This is a genomic window from Micromonospora sp. NPDC047620 (assembly GCF_043205005.1).
Taxonomy (GTDB): Bacteria; Actinomycetota; Actinomycetes; order Mycobacteriales; family Micromonosporaceae; genus Micromonospora.
Genome location: NZ_JBIDDG010000013.1, coordinates 131,391 through 148,430 on the forward strand (window position 1 = coordinate 131,391; position 17,040 = coordinate 148,430).

The 17,040-nt window shown below is 75.3% G+C and carries 21 protein-coding genes; 14 read left to right on the forward strand and 7 right to left on the reverse strand.

Annotated elements, in window-relative coordinates:
• Positions 1-91: 91 nt before the first annotated feature.
• Positions 92-946: a hypothetical protein gene (locus ACGF5C_RS18095; RefSeq protein ID WP_393302970.1), complete on the forward strand. Its 855-nt coding sequence runs from the start codon at positions 92-94 to the stop codon at positions 944-946.
• A gap of 193 nt (positions 947-1,139) precedes the next feature.
• On the opposite strand, the gene ACGF5C_RS18100 is transcribed toward ACGF5C_RS18095, so the two are convergent.
• Positions 1,140-1,514, reverse strand: a complete 375-nt coding sequence (locus ACGF5C_RS18100; protein ID WP_350706940.1) for a DsrE family protein — start codon at positions 1,512-1,514, stop codon at positions 1,140-1,142.
• A gap of 12 nt (positions 1,515-1,526) precedes the next feature.
• Here ACGF5C_RS18100 and mtfM point away from each other — a divergent pair, with 12 nt between their 5' ends.
• On the forward strand, positions 1,527-1,631 hold the full coding sequence (mtfM, locus tag ACGF5C_RS18105; RefSeq protein ID WP_393302972.1) for a small membrane protein MtfM: 105 nt from the start codon (positions 1,527-1,529) through the stop codon (positions 1,629-1,631).
• A gap of 39 nt (positions 1,632-1,670) precedes the next feature.
• Entirely contained in the window at positions 1,671-2,264 is a 594-nt protein-coding gene (locus tag ACGF5C_RS18110; protein WP_393302974.1) for an FABP family protein, read from the forward strand.
• Positions 2,265-2,291: 27 nt separating this feature from the next.
• Here the strand turns inward: ACGF5C_RS18110 and ACGF5C_RS18115 are convergent, their stop codons facing one another.
• Positions 2,292-3,140 (reverse strand): aminotransferase class IV, encoded by an 849-nt coding sequence (locus tag ACGF5C_RS18115; RefSeq protein WP_393302976.1) that lies wholly within the window; start codon positions 3,138-3,140, stop codon positions 2,292-2,294.
• Between the two features lie 147 nt (positions 3,141-3,287).
• On the opposite strand from ACGF5C_RS18115, the gene ACGF5C_RS18120 reads away from it, so the two are divergent.
• The 4 genes from ACGF5C_RS18120 (at position 3,288) to ACGF5C_RS18135 (ending at position 6,814) form a co-directional block, all read left to right on the forward strand.
• Entirely contained in the window at positions 3,288-3,716 is a 429-nt protein-coding gene (locus ACGF5C_RS18120) for a Fur family transcriptional regulator (RefSeq protein ID WP_350706946.1), read from the forward strand.
• A complete protein-coding gene (locus tag ACGF5C_RS18125; protein WP_393302978.1) occupies positions 3,713-4,825 on the forward strand; it encodes a YgfZ/GcvT domain-containing protein in 1,113 nt (370 codons plus the stop codon). Before ACGF5C_RS18120 ends, ACGF5C_RS18125 begins: the two co-directional genes overlap by 4 nt.
• A gap of 92 nt (positions 4,826-4,917) precedes the next feature.
• The gene (locus ACGF5C_RS18130; RefSeq protein WP_363700770.1) at positions 4,918-5,760 is read left to right on the forward strand and encodes a 3-keto-5-aminohexanoate cleavage protein; all 843 of its coding nucleotides are present in this window, start codon (positions 4,918-4,920) and stop codon (positions 5,758-5,760) included.
• A gap of 94 nt (positions 5,761-5,854) precedes the next feature.
• Positions 5,855-6,814 (forward strand): asparaginase, encoded by a 960-nt coding sequence (locus ACGF5C_RS18135; RefSeq protein WP_393302980.1) that lies wholly within the window; start codon positions 5,855-5,857, stop codon positions 6,812-6,814.
• Between the two features lie 186 nt (positions 6,815-7,000).
• On the opposite strand, the gene ACGF5C_RS18140 is transcribed toward ACGF5C_RS18135, so the two are convergent.
• The gene (locus ACGF5C_RS18140; protein ID WP_393302982.1) at positions 7,001-7,798 is read right to left on the reverse strand and encodes an alpha/beta fold hydrolase; all 798 of its coding nucleotides are present in this window, start codon (positions 7,796-7,798) and stop codon (positions 7,001-7,003) included.
• Positions 7,799-7,911: 113 nt separating this feature from the next.
• Here ACGF5C_RS18140 and ACGF5C_RS18145 point away from each other — a divergent pair, with 113 nt between their 5' ends.
• From ACGF5C_RS18145 to ACGF5C_RS18165, 5 genes are all read left to right on the forward strand, one after another.
• The gene (locus tag ACGF5C_RS18145; RefSeq protein ID WP_393302984.1) at positions 7,912-8,517 is read left to right on the forward strand and encodes a helix-turn-helix domain-containing protein; all 606 of its coding nucleotides are present in this window, start codon (positions 7,912-7,914) and stop codon (positions 8,515-8,517) included.
• A complete protein-coding gene (locus ACGF5C_RS18150) occupies positions 8,514-9,356 on the forward strand; it encodes a hypothetical protein (protein WP_393302986.1) in 843 nt (280 codons plus the stop codon). The genes ACGF5C_RS18145 and ACGF5C_RS18150 overlap by 4 nt, the downstream gene beginning before the upstream one ends.
• Before the next feature lie 71 nt (positions 9,357-9,427).
• On the forward strand, positions 9,428-9,742 hold the full coding sequence (locus ACGF5C_RS18155) for a DUF2516 family protein (RefSeq protein WP_393302988.1): 315 nt from the start codon (positions 9,428-9,430) through the stop codon (positions 9,740-9,742).
• On the forward strand, positions 9,739-10,626 hold the full coding sequence (locus ACGF5C_RS18160; RefSeq protein ID WP_393302990.1) for an alpha/beta fold hydrolase: 888 nt from the start codon (positions 9,739-9,741) through the stop codon (positions 10,624-10,626). Before ACGF5C_RS18155 ends, ACGF5C_RS18160 begins: the two co-directional genes overlap by 4 nt.
• Before the next feature lie 11 nt (positions 10,627-10,637).
• Positions 10,638-11,375 (forward strand): alanyl-tRNA editing protein, encoded by a 738-nt coding sequence (locus ACGF5C_RS18165; RefSeq protein ID WP_393302992.1) that lies wholly within the window; start codon positions 10,638-10,640, stop codon positions 11,373-11,375.
• A 45-nt stretch (positions 11,376-11,420) separates the two neighbouring features.
• On the opposite strand, the gene ACGF5C_RS18170 is transcribed toward ACGF5C_RS18165, so the two are convergent.
• A complete protein-coding gene (locus ACGF5C_RS18170) occupies positions 11,421-12,323 on the reverse strand; it encodes a GNAT family N-acetyltransferase (protein ID WP_393302994.1) in 903 nt (300 codons plus the stop codon).
• A 243-nt stretch (positions 12,324-12,566) separates the two neighbouring features.
• Positions 12,567-13,262, reverse strand: coding sequence for a DNA polymerase beta superfamily protein (locus ACGF5C_RS18175; protein ID WP_393302995.1), 696 nt, complete (start codon positions 13,260-13,262; stop codon positions 12,567-12,569).
• 78 nt (positions 13,263-13,340) lie between these two features.
• Here ACGF5C_RS18175 and ACGF5C_RS18180 point away from each other — a divergent pair, with 78 nt between their 5' ends.
• Complete coding sequence (locus ACGF5C_RS18180; protein WP_393302997.1) at positions 13,341-14,255, forward strand: SDR family oxidoreductase; 915 nt, start codon at positions 13,341-13,343, stop codon at positions 14,253-14,255.
• Here the strand turns inward: ACGF5C_RS18180 and ACGF5C_RS18185 are convergent.
• A complete protein-coding gene (locus ACGF5C_RS18185; protein ID WP_393302999.1) occupies positions 14,246-15,262 on the reverse strand; it encodes a helix-turn-helix transcriptional regulator in 1,017 nt (338 codons plus the stop codon). The two genes, ACGF5C_RS18180 and ACGF5C_RS18185, sit on opposite strands and share 10 nt — an antisense overlap.
• A gap of 74 nt (positions 15,263-15,336) precedes the next feature.
• Here ACGF5C_RS18185 and ACGF5C_RS18190 point away from each other — a divergent pair, with 74 nt between their 5' ends.
• Positions 15,337-16,128, forward strand: coding sequence for an EI24 domain-containing protein (locus ACGF5C_RS18190; protein WP_393303001.1), 792 nt, complete (start codon positions 15,337-15,339; stop codon positions 16,126-16,128).
• A 14-nt stretch (positions 16,129-16,142) separates the two neighbouring features.
• Here ACGF5C_RS18190 and ACGF5C_RS18195 read toward each other — a convergent pair whose 3' ends face one another.
• Positions 16,143-17,039 (reverse strand): GNAT family N-acetyltransferase, encoded by an 897-nt coding sequence (locus ACGF5C_RS18195; protein WP_393303003.1) that lies wholly within the window; start codon positions 17,037-17,039, stop codon positions 16,143-16,145.
• Between the last annotated feature and the right edge of the window lies 1 nt (position 17,040).

The following is a 17,040-nucleotide window of genomic DNA, read 5'->3' on the forward strand; positions in this document are numbered from 1 at the left end:
CTCCGATCGGCCCCGTGGCCCGCCCCCTCGCCGAGGGTGGCGGGCCACGACCGTCTCCGGGCGCGTTCCACCGGCGTGACACGATGGCGTCGTGAACGGTGTCGTAGCGGCGGGGCAGGCCCCGCCCACCGGTCCCGACCGGCCGGCGTCCCGGCGGTGGCTGCCCTGGTTGCTCGCCGCCACCGTGGCCTGGGCGGTGCTGCTGACCGTGCTCACCTGGACGTCGGTGCGGGACGACCCGCCGACCGTCCGGGAGCAGCGCAGTCTGGCCGAGGCCGGCCCGGTCGTCGACCGCGCGGTCGGCGAGTTGGTCGCGGCGGCCGGCGACACCGCCGTGCTGACCCCGCCCGAGATCGAGCGGGGCTGCCGGGTCACCCCGTTCGCCGACGGCGCCACCCTGGTCCGCGGGGTGGAGGCGTTCGTGCCCGCGGGCGGGGAGCGGGCGCTGCTGGAACAGGTCGCGGACCGGCTCCCGGGGCACTGGCGGGCCGGGGTCCGGGTGACCTCGGATGACGGCCCGCGGCTGCGCGCCGACGCGGGCGAGTTCGTCACCGTCGAGGGCACGGTCGTCGGGGACGGCCGGGTCCGGCTGACCGCCGACACGGGCTGCCGACCGGTCGGCGACGGCTATGCCGCGCCGGCGGCCGGCGCCACCGGCGCGGAGACCGAGGCCCTGGCGGCGGCGCTGCGGGCCCTCGGCGGCCCGGCCGGAGCGGCCCCCGAGGTGGTCGTCGCGCCCTGCCCCGCCGGCGGCGCCGCCCGCACCGCCCGCGCCGCCGCCGTCCCGGCCCCGCCGTCCCCGGCCGCCGCGCTGGCCCCCGTCGCCGGCGTCCCGATGCTGGACACCCCCCAGGCGTACGCCTACCGGCACGGCGCCGTCATGGTCATCGCCGGTCTCTCGGGTGACCGGGTCGCCGTCTCCGCCGCCACCGGCTGCCCGGCCTGAGGCCGCGGTCAGTGGCCGGGGGCGTGGTCGTGCGGGGTGCGGCTGCGCCCGAGCGCGTCGACGTGACCCCAGCGGCCGGGGATGTCGAGCAGCTCGACCCGACCCATCCCCTCGGGCACGGCGGCGTCGCCTCGGTCACATCCGAATCGTAGGCATTCGCCCGAACTGCCGGGACGGTATCGAGGTGCGAGGGTCAGTAGACCAGCGCCTGCGCCCCCTCGGCCATCGCCTCCTCGACGAAGACCGCCGCGCCGGCGATGCGGACGCCCGGCAGCACGTCGTCCGGGCCGATGTCCCGACGGGCGGCGCACTGGGTGCAGGCGGTCACCGTGCCGGTCGTGAGGATCACGTGCAGCAGCTCGGCCAGCGGGGCCGAGTGCGGCAGCTCGAACTCCTGCGCCCGGCCCGGCAGCGCGAACCAGGTCGACTCCCCGGTCAGCCAGAGCGACACGTGCACCCCGGCGGCGGCCGCGGTGGCGGCGACGGTGAAAGCCTGGGCGCACCGCTCGGGGGCGTCCGCGCCGGCGGTGGCCTTGACGACGAGAGTGCGGGCCATGGGGCCCAGCATAGGATGGTCGCGATGGTTACCGAGATCGGGTTCGTCAGCCTGCTGGTCGCCGGCCTGGGCGCGCTCGCCGGTGGCCTGGTCTACCTGGCCGTATGTATATCGAGAGGACGCTGGTGAGCTGTCGTGGCCGCTGGCGGGGAGAGGCGGAGTGAACCGGTGAGCGACGAGAACCCCCTGCAGCCGCCGCCGTGGCTGAACGCGCCGCCGGTCGACCCGTACCCCTACGAGGAGAGCCACGACCTGCGGGTCGGCCCGAAGCTGCACCCGTCGCTGGACGGCCTGCTGCCGTACGTCGGGGTGTGGCGCGGCCGTGGCCGGGGCGGCTTCCCCACGATCGAGGACTTCGACTACGCCCAGGAGATCCGGATCAGCCACGACGGCCGGCCGTTCCTGTTCTACGAGTCGCGCGCCTGGATCCTGGACGAGCAGAGCACGCCGGTCCGCCCGGCGGGCCGTGAGGTCGGCTGGTGGCGGCCGGTGATGGACGGCGAGCGGGTCACCGACGAGCTGGAAGCGCTGATGACCACGCCGACCGGGGTCATGGAGCTGCACATCGGCAAGCGCAAGGGCACCCAGCTCGAGTTCGTGACCGACGCGGTGGTCCGGACGGCGACCGCCAAGGAGGTCACCGCCGGTCACCGCCTCTTCGGCATCGTCGAGGGCGCGCTGCTCTACGCCCAGGAGATGGCCGCCGTCGGCCACGGTCTCTCGCCGCACCTCTCCGCCCGCCTCACCCGCGTGGCCGGCTGACCCGCCCGACCCGTTCCCCCTCCCCGGTCAGGGGAGGGGGAAGCCCAGCAGGGCCTGGAGGGCGGGCGTGTGCGGGGAGCGGCGCAGCGGGACGGCGTCCAGGGTGCGGACCTCCGCCAGCCCACGGACGGACGAGGTGAGCCAGACGCCGTCGGCGGAGTGCAACCCGGCCGGGGTGACGAGGCGTTCGTCGGCGCGCAGGCCCAGTTCGTGGGCGTGGGCGAGGAGCCAGGCGGCGGTCACGCCCGGCAGGACGCCCGTCTCGGCGGCGGGCACGGTGCGGAGGGTGTCGCCGGCCAGCCAGACCAGGTTGGCGGTCGGGCCCTCCAGGGCGTACCCGTCGGTGGAGACCCAGAGCGCGTCGTCCACCCCGCGGCGGGCCGCCCAGCGGCGGGCGGCGGTGCTCACCGCGTACGACGTGGACTTGACCCCGGTGGGCAGCCAGTCGAGTGCGGCGCGGGCCCGCGCCGCGACGCCGAGCGGCAGGGTGGCGACGGTGATCCCGTCCCGGCGGGCCGCCCGGGTCGCCGCCGGCACCTCGCCCAGCGTGGCGTGGACGCTCGGCGGGCCGCCGCCCTCCGGGCCTCGGGTGCAGACCAGCCGCAGCGCGCCCTCGACCTCGGCCGGCCAGCCGGCGCTCACGGTCTCCAGCAGGTCGACCAGCACGTCGGCGGGGGGCAGGGGGAGCTCGACGGCCGTCGCCGCCCGGGCCAGCCGGGCCAGGTGGGCGTCGCGCAGCCACGGCCGTCCGCCCCGCAGGTGCATGGTCTCGAAGAGCCCGTCGCCGTGCAGCACCCCCCGGTCGTCGCCGCGCAGCACCGGCTCCCCGGGTGGCACCAGCCCGCGCCCCGGCACGGCGATCCTCGACGCCACCATGACCGCCGAGCGTAGCGGCGGGCTTGCGCACCGCCGCCACCCGGTGCGGGGAGCCCACCGCCCGCCCGACGCCGTCACCGGTGGCGCGGAACTCGACGGGCCGTTCGACCCGGCGGCCGGGGCGGTCGGGCGAACTATGATCGGACGGTGTCCGAATCCTCCCTCGCGGAAATGCTCCGCGCCCGTGGGCTGCGGCTGACGGCGCAGCGGCAACTGGTCCTCCAGGCCGTGCTCGACCTGGGGCACGCCACCCCGGAACAGGTGCACACGGCCGTCCGGGAGGTGGCCGCGGGGGTCAACATCACCACCATCTACCGCACGCTGGAGCTGCTGGAACGGCTCGGCCTGGTCACCCACACCCACCTTTCGCACGGCTCGCCGACCTACCACGCGGCCGGCGAGGACCAGCACGTCCACCTTGTCTGCCGGGAGTGCGGCGCGATCGACGAGATCGATCCGGAGTTGCTGCGCCCGCTGGCCGACCGGTTGGCGCAGCAGCGCGGGTTCCGGGTGGACATCGGCCACGTCTCCCTCTTCGGCGTCTGCGACCGCTGCGAGAACGGGGACCGGAAATGATCGACATCGCGGGCGCGGTGAGCGTCGAGAGCATCGACGAGGCCAGCCGGGACCAGCCCGAGCCGGCGCACGTGGCGGCCGGCGTCCGGGGGGTGGCCGCGCACTACGGCGACCCGATGCGCGAGCAGCGCACCCTCGAGACCGCGGTCGGCCTGGTCGACCGCTCGCACCGGGGCGTCGTCGCGGTGCCGGGCGAGGAGCGGATCGGCTGGCTGCACACCCTCACCACCCAGCACCTGGCGCAGCTCGCCGCCGGTCAGGGCACCGAGCTGCTGGTGCTCTCGCCGCACGGGCACGTCGAGCAGCACGCCATGGTGGCCGAGGACGGCGTCACCACCTGGCTCGACACCGAGCCGGGCGCCACCACCGGCCTGCTGTCCTACCTGGAGAAGATGCGGTTCTTCAGCCGGGTCGAGCCGCGCGACGTGACCGGCGAGCACGCGCTGCTCTCGCTGGTCGGGCCGGAGGCCCCCGCCGCGGTGGAGACGCTCGGCGCGACCGGGCTGGCCGCGCCCGACGTGGTCGCGGTGCCCGGCCCGAAGTTCCGCTCCGGCGAGGTGCCGCCCCGGCCGACCGCGCTGTACGACGTCAAGCCGCTCCCGGTCGGCGGGTGGGCGCGACGCGGCCCGCTGGGCGTGGACCTGCTCGTGCCCCGGGCCGCGATGGAACAGGTGGTCACCCAGCTGCGCGGCAACGGGGTGCCGGTGGCCGGGCTGTGGGCGTACGAGGCGGTGCGGGTGGCCGCCCGGCGGGCCCGGGTCGGGGTGGACACCGACCACCGGACCATCCCGGCCGAGGTGGACCTGGTCGCCCCCGCCGTGCACCTGGACAAGGGCTGCTACCGGGGCCAGGAGACCGTGGCCCGGGTGCACAACATGGGCCGGCCGCCGCGTCGGCTCGTCCTGCTGCACCTGGACGGGGTCACCACCGACCAGCCGCCGGTCGCCGGCACGCCGGTGACCCTCGACGGCCGGGCGGTCGGCTTCGTCGGCACCGCCGTGCACCACCACGAGCTGGGCCAGGTCGCTCTGGCCGTGGTCAAGCGCAACGTCGCCGACGACGCCCGCCTGCTCGTCGGCGAGACCGCCGCCGCGATCGATCCGGCCTAGCGCACCAGCGGCGAAAGAATCTCTCCTTCGTGGCGCTGAGGCCGGAAAAGTTCCGGTCGACTGGCTCCCTGACCTCGGTCTAGGATCCGGGCATGACGACAGGGACGTTGATCACGGTTGCCCCCACCGGCGCGGAGTCGGCCAAGGCGGAGGTGCCGGCGCTGCCGGTGACGCTCGACGAGCTGCTGCTCACCGCCAAGGAGTGCGAGGCGCTCGGCGCCGCCGTGATCCACGTCCACATCCGCGACGACGAGGCGAAGCCGACCCTGGACCAGGGGCGGCTGCGGGAGACCGTGGCGGCGCTGCGGGAGAGCACCGACCTGATCGTGCAGCTCTCCTCCGGCGGCGCGGTGACCGACCCGGAGGCCGACCGGCTCGCCGTGCTCGACGCCGGGCCCGACATGGCCTCCTGCACGATGGGCACGCTCAACTTCGGCGACGACGTCTTCCTCAACCGTTGGGAGTTCATCGTCGACCTGCACACCCGGATGCAGGAGCGCGGCATCGTGCCGGAGTACGAGATCTTCGACCTCGGTCACCTGACGGCCCTGCAACGCCTGCTCGGCAAGTACGGCCTGCCGGCCGGCGGGCACGTGCACGTCGACTTCGTGATGGGCGTGCCGGGCGGCATGCCGGGCACCACGTCGACGCTGGTCGCCGCCCACCAGGCGCTGCGCGACCTGCCCGAGGGCACGACCTTCTCGGCCACCGGCATCGGCCGCAGCACCATCCCGGTCATGCTGGCGTCGCTCTCGGCCGGCGGGCACCTGCGTGTCGGCATGGAGGACACGGTGACCTACGCCAAGGGCCGCCCGGTGGAGTCCAACATGCAGCTCGTCGCCCGGGCGGTCGGCTTCGCCCAGCTCGCCCAGCGGCCGCCGCTGACCACCGCCGAGGCGCGCGGGCTGCTCGGCGTGCCGGCCGCCGGGCGGTAAGCGGCGGCCCCGCCGACACTCCTGTACGCCCGGGTGTCGACTGCCTGGTCACCCGCCCGCCGGGGGTGGCCGGGCGGTCGGTACCGTCCACACCGTGGGAAAGACGTACGAGGGCGGCGTGCCGCTCGCCGAGGTGGTCCGGTCCGGGTTCGTCGAGGGCGTGCACCGGGGTTCGGTGGTGGTGCTCGACGCCGACGGCGCGTCGGTGGCCGGTGCCGGGGACGTGACGTCCCCGGTCTTCCCGCGCTCGTCCAACAAGCCGATGCAGGCGGTCGGGATGCTCCGCGCCGGGCTGTCGCTGACCGACCCGGCGGACGTGGCGCTGGTCGCGGCCAGCCACGCCGGGGAGGACTTCCACCTGGCCCGGGTCGGCGCGCTGCTGGCCGGCGCGGGGCTGGACGAGTCGGCCCTGCACTGCCCGCCGGACCTGCCGGTGGGCGAGGACGCGCGGGCCGCCGTGCTGCGCGCCGGTGGCGGTCCCACCCGTACGCAGATGAACTGCTCCGGCAAGCACAGCGGGATGCTGCTGACCTGCCTGGCGGCCGGCTGGCCGCTCGACGGGTACTGGCGCCCGGAGCACCCGTTGCAGCAGCGGCTGCGCGACGCGGTCGAGGAGTTCACCGGTGAACGGGCGGCGGCGGTCGGGGTGGACGGCTGCGGCGCTCCCGTGCTCGCGGTGTCGCTGACCGGCCTGGCCGGGGCGTACCTCCGGCTGGTCTCGGCGGAGGCCGGTGCCGTGCCGCGGACGGTGGCCGACGCGATGCGCGCCCATCCGGAGATCGTCGGCGGCACGCAGGCGGACGACACCCGGCTGATGCGCGGCGTCCCCGGGCTGCTCGCCAAGGTGGGCGCCGAGGGCGTCATCGCCGCCGCGGTGCCGGGGATCGGCGCGGTCGCCCTCAAGATCGACGACGGTGCGGGCCGGGCGCGGATGCCGGTGCTGGTCTCCGCCCTGCGCCGCCTCGGCCTGGACGCCCCGGTGCTGGCCGAGTACGCCGAGGTGCCGCTCTTCGGCGGCGGCCTCCCGGTCGGCGCCGTACGCCCCGTCTGGTAGCCGCCGCCGCGCGCCCTGCCCGGCGCCGCCGCGACGGTCACCCGCCGACGCCGGACGCCAGCCCGGCGGGGCCGCGACGGTCAGCCCGGCGATGCCGCGACGCCCAGCCCGCCGACGCCGGATGCCCGGGCAGCGGCGCCGCGACGGTCAGCGCGCCGACGGCCGGGCGCCGGGCCGGGTCGGGCGTCAGGGCAGGAAATCGAGCAGGGCGGCGTTGACCGGGGCGCGACGCTCCAGCGGCAGCAGGTGGGCCGCGTCCGGCACGTCGGGCAGGCGGGTCGCGCCCGGTGCCTCGGCCGCGATCCGGTCGGCGAGCCGGCTGATGTCGGGCACGTCCGCGGCGCCGGCGGTGACCAGGACCGGCACCCGCAGCTCGCCGAGGCGCCCGATCGCGGGCGGGTCGAGTTCGGCGACGTCCACCGCGCTGAGGGCCCGCTCGGCGGCGAGCGCCCGCTGGTCCATCTCGACGGCGAACGCGACCAGCTCCGGGTCGACGTCCTCCGGGCGGCGTCCGGGGCCGACCACCCAGAACCGCACCTCACCGGCGGCGCTGGCGGCGAAGTCCTCCGGGTCGACCTCGCCCACCAGGGTGTCCCAGAGGCCGTTCGCCTCCTCGGACCACTCGTGCCCGGAGACGGCGGTGCCGAACAGGGCGAGCGCGGTCACCCGGTCGGGGTGGGCCAACGCGGTGTCGATGGCGACCGCGCCGCCGAACGAGCAGCCGACCAGGGCGGCCCGGGGGAGGTCGAGCGCGTCGAGCAGCCCCGCCACGTCGTCGTGGTGGGCGAACGGGGCGGGTGGCAGCTCCGAGTCGCCGTAGCCGCGCAGGTCCAGGGCGATCACCCGGTGCCGTTCGGCCAGCGGGCCGATCTGTCCCCGCCACATCCGGCGGTCCGCGATCCCCGCGTGCAGCAGGACGACGGGGGTGCCGCTGCCAGTGTCGTCGTACGCGAGCAGCGCGCCGTTCACCTCGATCTTGGTCATCGGAGGAAGGTACGCAGGTGACGTTCGGGCACGCAACTCGCATGGGTGAGACCTCGCTAACTCTGGTTAGCACTTTGCTTGCAGGAGCTAGCGGAGCGGGCTACCGTCGGGGTATGGCCACTGGTAAGGACCTTCCCGACGTCGGCGGGTTCATTCGCGACCTGCGCCGCAACGCGAAGATCTCGCTCCGACAGCTCGCCGAGCAGGCGGGGGTCAGCAACCCGTACCTCAGTCAGATCGAGCGCGGCCTGCGCAAGCCGAGCGCGGAGGTGCTCCAGCAGCTCGCCAGCGCGCTGCGGGTCTCCACCCCGGCGATGTATCTGCGCGCCGGGCTGCTCGACGACAAGGAGGGCCAGGGTGTGCTCGCGGCCATCGCGGTCGACCCCGACCTGACGATGGCGCAGAAGCAGTCGCTCACCCAGATCTACGAGACGTTCCGGCGGGAGAACGCGCGGCTCACCGAGGCGACCGCGGCGGCCGCCGGCGCCACACCGGACGGTGCCGCCCCGGGCGCGCCCGAGGCCGCCGAGGCACCGGACCTGGCCAACCTCGCCGCCACCGGACCCACCACGCCGGAGGGCACCCCGACCGAGGCCGTCCTCGAGTCGGTCGCCGTCACCGAGGCCGGCCCCGCCCCCGCTCCGACCGACACGCCCGCGAAGAAGGCCGCCCGCAGGGCGGTCCGGAAGGCCGCCGACGCGGCCGAAGAGGAGAAGTGATGACCCAGCCGAAGACCCACCGCATCCCGGCCCCGATCTACGCCGCCGCCGGCGCGGGCGAGCTGGCCCTCCAGCAGCTCCGCAAGCTTCCCGCCGTGGTGTCCGACCTCGGCACCAGGGTCGTCGCCGACCTGGGCGGCAAGGCCGTCGTCACCGGATTCGAGCTGCGGCAGAAGGCCAACGACACGCTGCGCACGGCGAACCTGACCGCCAGCGGCCTGCGGGAGAAGGCCGCCTCGTCCGACCTCGACCTGAAGCGCCTCCGCGAGGCGGCCGACCTCGACAAGCTGCGCGAGGTCGCCGACCTGAACAAGCTCCGCGAGGTCGCCGACCTGGACAAGCTGCGCGAGGTGGCGACCCGCAACGCCGCCGTGGTGGTCGCCGGCGCCCAGGCCGCGCAGGAGCGGGCGCAGGCCGCGTACGTCGCGCTGGTCGCCCGGGGTGAGCGGGTCGTTGGCGCCGGCGTGTTGGAGGCCGCCGAGACCGTGAACGCCGACATCGAGGCCACCGAGGCCGAGGTCGAGCCGGCCGTGACCGCCGCGAAGCCGGCCGTGCCGACGCCGGCCGCCCCGACCGCCGCCGAGGTGCCGACGCCGGCCGCCCCGACCGCCGCCGAGGTGCCGACGCCGGCCGCCCCGACCGCCGCCGAGGTGCCGACGCCGGCCGAGGTGGCCGAGGTCGTGGAGGCCAAGCCGGCCGCCGCCAAGAAGGCGACCCGGGCGCCCCGGGCCACCAAGGCCGCCACCAAGGCCGCCACCAAGGCCGCCGCCAAGCCGGCCGCCACGCCGTCGGCGAAGCTGCCCCGGGCCACCAAGCGGACCCGCCCGGCCGCCGAGTAGTCCCGCTGCGCCGGCGACCCCGGAGGCGTCCTGTCGGACGTTTCCGGGGTTGCCGGCATAAGCTTGCCGTCATGGCCCACGCCGCGCCGCTCTTCGCCTTCGAAGTCCGCCACGTGATCGAGCTGATCCTGCTCGTGTTCGCGTTGATCGTGCAGGGCGTCGCCCTGGTGCACGCCATCACCCAGCGCTCCGACGCCTTCGCCGCCATCGGCACCCTGCCCAAGGGCGGCTGGGTCGCCATCCTGGCCGTCTGCCTGGTGCTGACCCTGTTCGGCTTCGGTCCGATCAGCCTCTTCGGCCTGATCGGCATCGCGGCGGGCCTCATCTACCTGCTCGACGTCCGGGTTGGCCTGCGCGACCTGAGCGACGGCAGAGGGTTCTGGTGAGAGGTTTCCGCTGGCCGCCCCCGCCGGACGGCGGGCCCCGCACCTGGGGGCCCGGCCCCGGTGCCCCGCGCACCGGCAGGCCGGCCCTGCCCGAGCCGGAGACCGAGCTGGTCGCCACGCCGCACGGCGTACGGCTGGAGCAGCTCGTCACCGGGGCGGGTGACCCGACCACCGTGTTCGCCCACGGGCTGGGCAACGGCATCGCCACCACCCGGCCGTTCGGCAGCGGGGTGACGGGCCGCAAGCTCTTCTTCCAGTTCCGCGGGCACGGCCGCTCCGACGCGCCGCCCGGCCCGTGGAGCTACCTGGACCTCGCCCGCGACCTGCGTACGGTCGCCGACCTGGGCGGCGCCACCCGGGCCTTCGGCGCCAGCCTCGGCGCGGGGGCGCTCTGCCGGCTGCTCGCCGAGAGCCCCGAACGCTTCGACCGGCTGGTCTTCTTCCTGCCGGCGGTGCTGGACCGGCCACGCGGCGAGGTCGCCCGGGCCCGGCTGACCGCGCTGTTCGACGCCGTGGAGAGCGGGGACGCCTCCGCCGTCGCCGACGTGGTCCAGGCGGAGCTGCCGTCGGCGGTACGCAACACCCCGGCCGGCTGGGCCTACCTGCGCCAGCGGCTCGACCAGCTCCTCCGCGACGGGCTCGGCCCCGGGCTCGCCAGCCTGCCCGAGCAGGCGCCGCTGCGCGACGCCGGGTCGCTGGCCGCGGTCACCGCGCCCGCCCTGGTGATCGGCTGCGCCGGCGACGACCTGCACCCGGCCGAGGTCGCCGAGCAGCTCGCGGCCGCGCTGCCCCGGGCCACCCTGCACGTGTACGACCGGCCCGGCGTCCTCTGGACGGAACGCGCCGACCTGCGCAGCCGGATATCCGCCTTCCTCAACGAGTAATGTGCCCTGACATGGGCGTCACACACCACGGTCGTACGCACCGGCTGGACCTCGCCGACCCGACGCTGCGGGAGTGGGAGTGCACCGTGCTGCACGCCGACCCGGAGCAGGGCCTCGTGCTGGACCGGTCGGCGTTCTACCCGGGCGGTGGGGGACAGCCGCCGGACCACGGCGTACTGCTCTGGCAGGGGGTGCAGACCCGGATCGTCGGCACCCGCAAGGGCGACGACCTCTGGCTGATCCCGGCCGAGGGTGACCCGCTGCCGCCGGCCGGCACCGCGGTGACCGGTGCCGTCGAGGACGAGCGGCGCACCCGGCTGATGCGGACCCACTCCGGGCTGCACGTGCTCTGCGGAGTGGTGTTCCGCGACTTCGGCGCGCTCGTCACCGGCGGCAACATGGAGCCGGGCGAGGCCCGGATGGACTTCAACCTGCCCGAGGTGCCGCCCGACTTCAAGAGCCGCATCGAGGAGCTGGTCAACGCCGAGGTGGCCGCCGACCGGGCGGTTGCCGTGCGCGTGCTGCCCCGGGCCGAGGCGCTCGCCCTGCCGGACATCATCCGGACCCAGTCCAACCTGATCCCGCCGGACGAGCAGGAGGTCCGGATCGTCGACATCGTCGGGCTGGACGTCCAGGCCGACGGCGGCACGCACGTCGCCTCCACCGCCCAGATCGGCAAGGTGCAGGTGGTCAAGGTGGAGAGCAAGGGCCGTGCCAACCGCCGCGTCCGCGTACGGCTGACGGACTGACCCGGTGGCTCCCGGCGCCGGACACCGACGCCGGGAGCCGAGCCGTCACACCAGGTCGATCCGCTCCCGCTCGATCGGGTAGCCCGCCCGGGCGAAGGTGGCGGCCATCGGGTGGTTCGTCTGGTCGGTGGCCGCCACGATCTCCTTCATCCCCGCCTCGACCAGCAGGTTGGTGGCCTCGACCAGCAGGTCGTACGCGTACCCGTGCCCGCGCTGCTCGGGCACCACGCCGACGAAGCCGACGATCGGGTCGCGGTGGTTGCGGGCCGGCACGGTGACGCCGACCAGTTCGCCGTCGGGCGTCCAGGCCAGCCGCCACCAGTCGCGCGGGCTCGGCAGCCAGCGCAACAGGTCGAGTTCCTCCTGCGCCGCCGCGTCCGGTCCGTGGGCGGCGGCGGTGTGCCGGGTGTGCGCGTCGAGGCTCTCCTCGCCCACCCGGCGCAGCACGTCGAGGATCACGGCGTCGTCCGGCTCCGGTCGGAACTCCAGCCGGCCGGGGCGGGCGGGCAGCCCGCACTCCGGCTTCCAGCGGTAGCGGTACCGCTCGACGAGCACCGACATGCCGGCTGCCGTCGCGGCGTCGATCCGGGCCTCGGCCTGGGCGCGGACTGCCGGGTCGTCCCGCCAGCCGGGCGGCAGCGAGAGCGAGTACTCGGCCCGCAGCGGCGCGGTCCGGAGCAGCCGGACCGCCGCCTCCCGGTCGGTGAAGTCGAACCAGTCGAGGGCCAGCGGCGCGGTGTCGTCCGGCCCGCCCCACCAGGCGGCGCGGGCCACCACCACGTCGCCGCGCAGGGCCACCCAGCTCCACTCGGGACGGTACTGGCCGTCGGCGGCCATGTCGGAGTAGTTCTCGCCGAACGCGGCGCGGCCCACCAGCCCGGGGTCGGGCAGCGAGTCGAACAGTTTTTCCTCGCCCACGGTGAGCGGGCGGATGACCAGGTCGGTCATGGGGATCCTTCCGGGTGTGACGTGCCCCCGGGTCAGGACCGTGGCGTCCTCGCGGCCGGGTGGGAGCACAGCGATGTCGTGATGACCACGGTGCCCACCTCCCTTCCAAGATCGAGGACGCCCGAGCAGGCTAGCAGCGGCGCTCCAGCCGGTCCAACCGCATTTCCTCGGCACGGCGGACTGTCGGCCGGCCTCGGTGCGGGCGGGCACTTCGCCGGCCCCTTCGTGGCCCGGGAGCGCGGCTCAGGGCGCGGTCAACTCGGGCGGCAGGTGGGCGGCGCGGACGTCGAGCAGCCAGCGCTCCACGGTGGCCTCGTCGGGGCGGTCCGGCAGCGGGGAGCGGGCGCGGTCGAAGTCGCGTTCCGCCTCGGCGAGCAGCGTGCGCGCCTCCTTCAGTTCGCCGTCGGCCACCCGCTCGCCGAATGCCCGGAACCACCCGGGGTCGGCGAGCCGGATCTCCAGCACGCCGGTCGTGTAGAGCAGCCGGCCCTGGTGCACCAGCCGGGCCAGGTGCCGGGCGTGCTTGGCGGTCCGCCGCCGCGTGTCGGCCGAGAACGTGCCGTCGCCCCGGGACTCCAGCTTGCGGAACTGCTGGCCGGCGTAGCCGAGGTAGGCGTCGCGGACGCGGGGCGCGCTGAGGAACGCCGACCGGATGGCGATCAACCGGTCGCCGAAGTCCGTCCGGGTCTCGTAGCAGTCGTCCGGCAGCCAGGCCAGCTCGGTGGCGGTCGGGTTGCCGCTCAACGCGAGCCGGCACCACTTCGCGGCCTCGTGCAGGGTCGTGTCGGGGTCGGTGGTCACCACCGACTCGCGGGGCGGGCGCAGGCCGTGGAACGCGACGGTGGGCGCGGCGAAGACGCCGATCCGGTCGACGTCGGAGCATGGCCCGGCCAGCCCGTACGCGACCGAGCCGACGATGCCGGAGAGCAGCAGGTGCATGCCGCCGAGCATGACGCACGGCCCCGGGTACGGAAAACCGGACTTCCGCTGTCAGGTATCGCTGACAGGCTGGCGGGCATGACGACACCGCTGACAGGGAAGATCGCGCTCGTCGCCGGGGCGACACGGGGCGCCGGCCGGCAGATCGCCGTCCAGTTGGGCGCGGCCGGCGCCACCGTCTACGCCACCGGCCGCAGCACCCGGGCCGGCCGCTCCGAGATGGACCGGCCGGAGACCATCGAGGAGACCGCCGAGCTGGTCACGGCAGCCGGCGGCACCGGCATCGCCGTCCGGGTCGACCACCTCGTCCCCGAGCAGGTGCGCGACCTGGTCGCCCGGATCGACGCCGAGCAGGGCCGGCTCGACGTGCTGGTGAACGACATCTGGGGCGGCGACCCGCTGATCACCTGGGAGAAACCGGTCTGGGAGCAGCCGCTGGACGCGGGCTTCCGCACCCTGCGGCTGGCGGTCGACACGCACATCGTCACCAGCCACTTCGCCCTGCCGCTGCTGATCCGCCGCCCGGGCGGGCTGGTGATCGAGGTCGGCGACGGCACCAGGGAGTACAACGACGCCAACTACCGGCTCTCGGTCTTCTACGACCTCGCGAAGGTCTCCGTGAACCGGCTCGCGGCGAGTTGGGCGCACGAGGTGGGGCCGCACGGGTGCACGGCCGTCGCGCTGACCCCGGGCTGGCTCCGGTCGGAGGCGATGCTGGAGCTCTTCGGGGTTACCGAGGAGAACTGGCGGGACGCCCTGGACAAGCAGCCGCACTTCGCCATCTCGGAGTCGCCGGCGTTCGTCGGGCGGGCGGTGGCCGCCCTGGCCGCCGACGAGGACCGGGCCCGCTGGAACGGGCGGTCCGTGTCCAGCGGCGAGCTGGCCAAGGTGTACGGCTTCACCGACCTCGACGGCAGCCGGCCGGACGCCTGGCGGTACCTGGTCGAGGTGCAGGACCCGGGCAAGCCGGCCGACGTCACCGGCTACCGCTGACCGTCGGCGTCGGTCCGCGCCGTCCCGGGCTGGGGCCGCGTCGCGTAGAGCGTGGCGGCGCGGGACGTGGCCTCGGCCAGCCGCGCCCGCAGCCCCGGCGGGTCGAGTACCTCGACCTCCGGCCCCAACGCCAGCAACTGGCTGTACGCCACGTCGACGGACTCGACGGGCAGCCGGGTCGTCACCCAGCCCTGCCCGTCGGGACCGTCGGCGGCGGCGACCGCCTCGTCGTACACGAAGGGGGCGTCGGCCAGGTGCCGGAGCTGGCGCAGGCCAGCGGGGGTCAGCCGGACCGTCACCCGGTCCCGCAGCATGCCCCGGAGGAACGCCTCGGCCTGCTCACGCCAGTACCGGGCCAGGTCGAAGCCCTCGTCCCGGTCGAACGTCTCCCCGCTCACCGCAACGCCGGTCACCCGGTCCACCCGGTACGTGCGCACGTCGTCGCCGACCCGGCCGGCCAGGTACCAGACGCCGTTCTTGAGCACCAGCCCGTAGGGGGACAGCTCCCGGGTGACCTCGCGGTCCCCGCGCCGGTAGCGCAGCTCGACCACCCGGTCCCGCCAGACCGCCCCGGCCAGCTCGGTCAGCCACGGCGGCGGCCCCACCTCCCGGAACCAGCCCGGCACGTCCAGGTGGAACCGCTGCCCGGCGCGGGCCGGCGCGTCGCGCAGCGCGGGCGGCAGCGCGGCCAGCACCTTCAACTCGGCCGACGCCACCGCGTCGGCGAGCCCCATGTCGCCGGCCGGACCGCGCAGTCCGGCCAGGAAGAGCGCCTCCGCCTCGTCCCGGGTCAGCCCGGTCAACCGGGTCCGGTAGCCGCCGAGCAACCGGTAGCCGCCGGTTCGCCCCCGGTCGGAGTAGACCGGCACCCCGGCGGCGGAGAGCGCCAGCACGTCCCGGTAGACGGTCCGCTCGGACACCTCCAACTCCCGCGCCAGCTCGGCCGCGGTCATCGTCTCCCGCGCCTGGAGCAGCAACACCAACGAGATCAACCGGGCCGCCCGCACCCGTCCATCCTGCCCCGGTGCCGTACGGCCGCTGTCGGGGCATCGGCCGTCGGCGACCACTAGGCTCTGCGGTCGTGAACGCACCCCGTATCGCCGCGCCCGTGACCGGCGCCGTCGGCCGGTTCTTCACCGGCGTGGGCCTGCTCCTGCGCGGCCTCGGCCTCTACGTCCGCAGCCCCGGGCTGATGCTGCTCGGCATCGTGCCGGCGCTGATCTCCGGTGTGCTCTTCGTGGCCGCGTTCGCCACCCTGGCGTACTTCGTCGACGACCTGGCCGCGCTGGTCACACCGTTCGCCGACGACTGGTCGGCCACCTGGCGCAACCTGGTCCGGGTGGTCGCCGGGCTGGCCTTCCTCGGCATCGGCGGCCTGCTCGCGGTGGTCAGCTTCACCGCGGTCACCCTGGTCATCGGCGACCCGTTCTACGAGAAGATTTCCGAACGGGTCGAGGAGCGCCTCGGCGGCACGCCCGGCGCCGTCGACGTGCCTTTCTGGCCGTCGCTGCGGCGCAGCCTCGCCGACTCGGTACGGCTGGTGGGCCTGTCGGTGCTGTTCGGCATCCCGCTCTTCGCCGCCGGGTTCGTCCCGGTGGTCGGCCAGACCGTGGTGCCGGTGATCGGCGCGGCGGTCGGCGGCTGGCTGCTCGCCGTGGAACTGGCCGGCGCCCCCTTCTACCGGCGCGGGATGCGGCTGCCGGAGCGCCGGTTGATCCTCAAGGCGGACCGGCCGACCACGCTCGGCTTCGGGGTGGCGGTCTTCGTCTGCTTCCTGATCCCGCTCGGCGCGGTGCTGGTCATGCCAGCCGCCGTCGCCGGGGCGACCCTGCTGGCCCGCCGCTCGCTCGGCCAGCCCATCACGGCGGGCTGACGTGTGCGGGACCGTCAGGACAGGTCGCGCAGGCAGGACCAGCTCGATCCGACCGGGCGGTAGCCGAGCCGGACGTTGACCGCCAGCATCGGCGCGTTCGCCTCGTCGTTGGAGGTGTAGGCGACGCGTACCCCGGTGGCGGCGGCGCGGTGCAGCGCCGCCGTCTTGGCCAGGCGGGCGAGCCCGCGCCCCCGGTACGCCGGCAACGTGCCGGTGTAGTCCGACCACATCCGGTCGCCGTCCCGCTTGACGAGGCTGAACGCCGCCACCTCGCCGCCGACCTCGGCCGCCGTGCTGGCCGCGCGGTCCAGGCCCAGGTTGTCCCAGACCTCGTAGCGCCAGTTCTCGTAGCTGATCGAGTCGACGGGCACGTCCTCCGGCTCGTCGGTCGCCGCCGCCAGGTTGGCCAGGTGCATCCGGCGCGGGTCGACGTCGGTCAGCGGGAGCAGCCGTACGCCCGGCGGCGGCTCCGGCATCGGCGGGGCCGGCCGCAGATCGAGCGCCGAGTAGCGCAGCTCCCGGCTCGGCGTGAAGCCGTGTCGGCGGGCGAACGGCAGCGACTCCGGCAGCACCCAGGTACGCACCCGGCGCGCCCCGATGTCCCGGAGGTGCCCCAGCGCGGTGGTCAGCAGCGCGGTGCCGGCGCCCCGCCCCCGGTGCCCGGGGTGGACGTGCAGCGTGGAGACCTCCCCCACATCCGGTTCCGACGTCCGGTCGTTGCGGTACGCGGACGCCCAGCCGACCACGGTGTCGTCCACCTCGACGACGTACGCGGTCCAGTCCTCGCCGGGCGGGGGCTGGGCGATCATGCGCCGGGTCGACTCGACGCCGCGCACCAGATAGGGGTGCACGAGCGCGCGCAGCGCCACCACGGCGGGCGCATCGTCGGGGCGGGCGGTCCGGATCCGCACG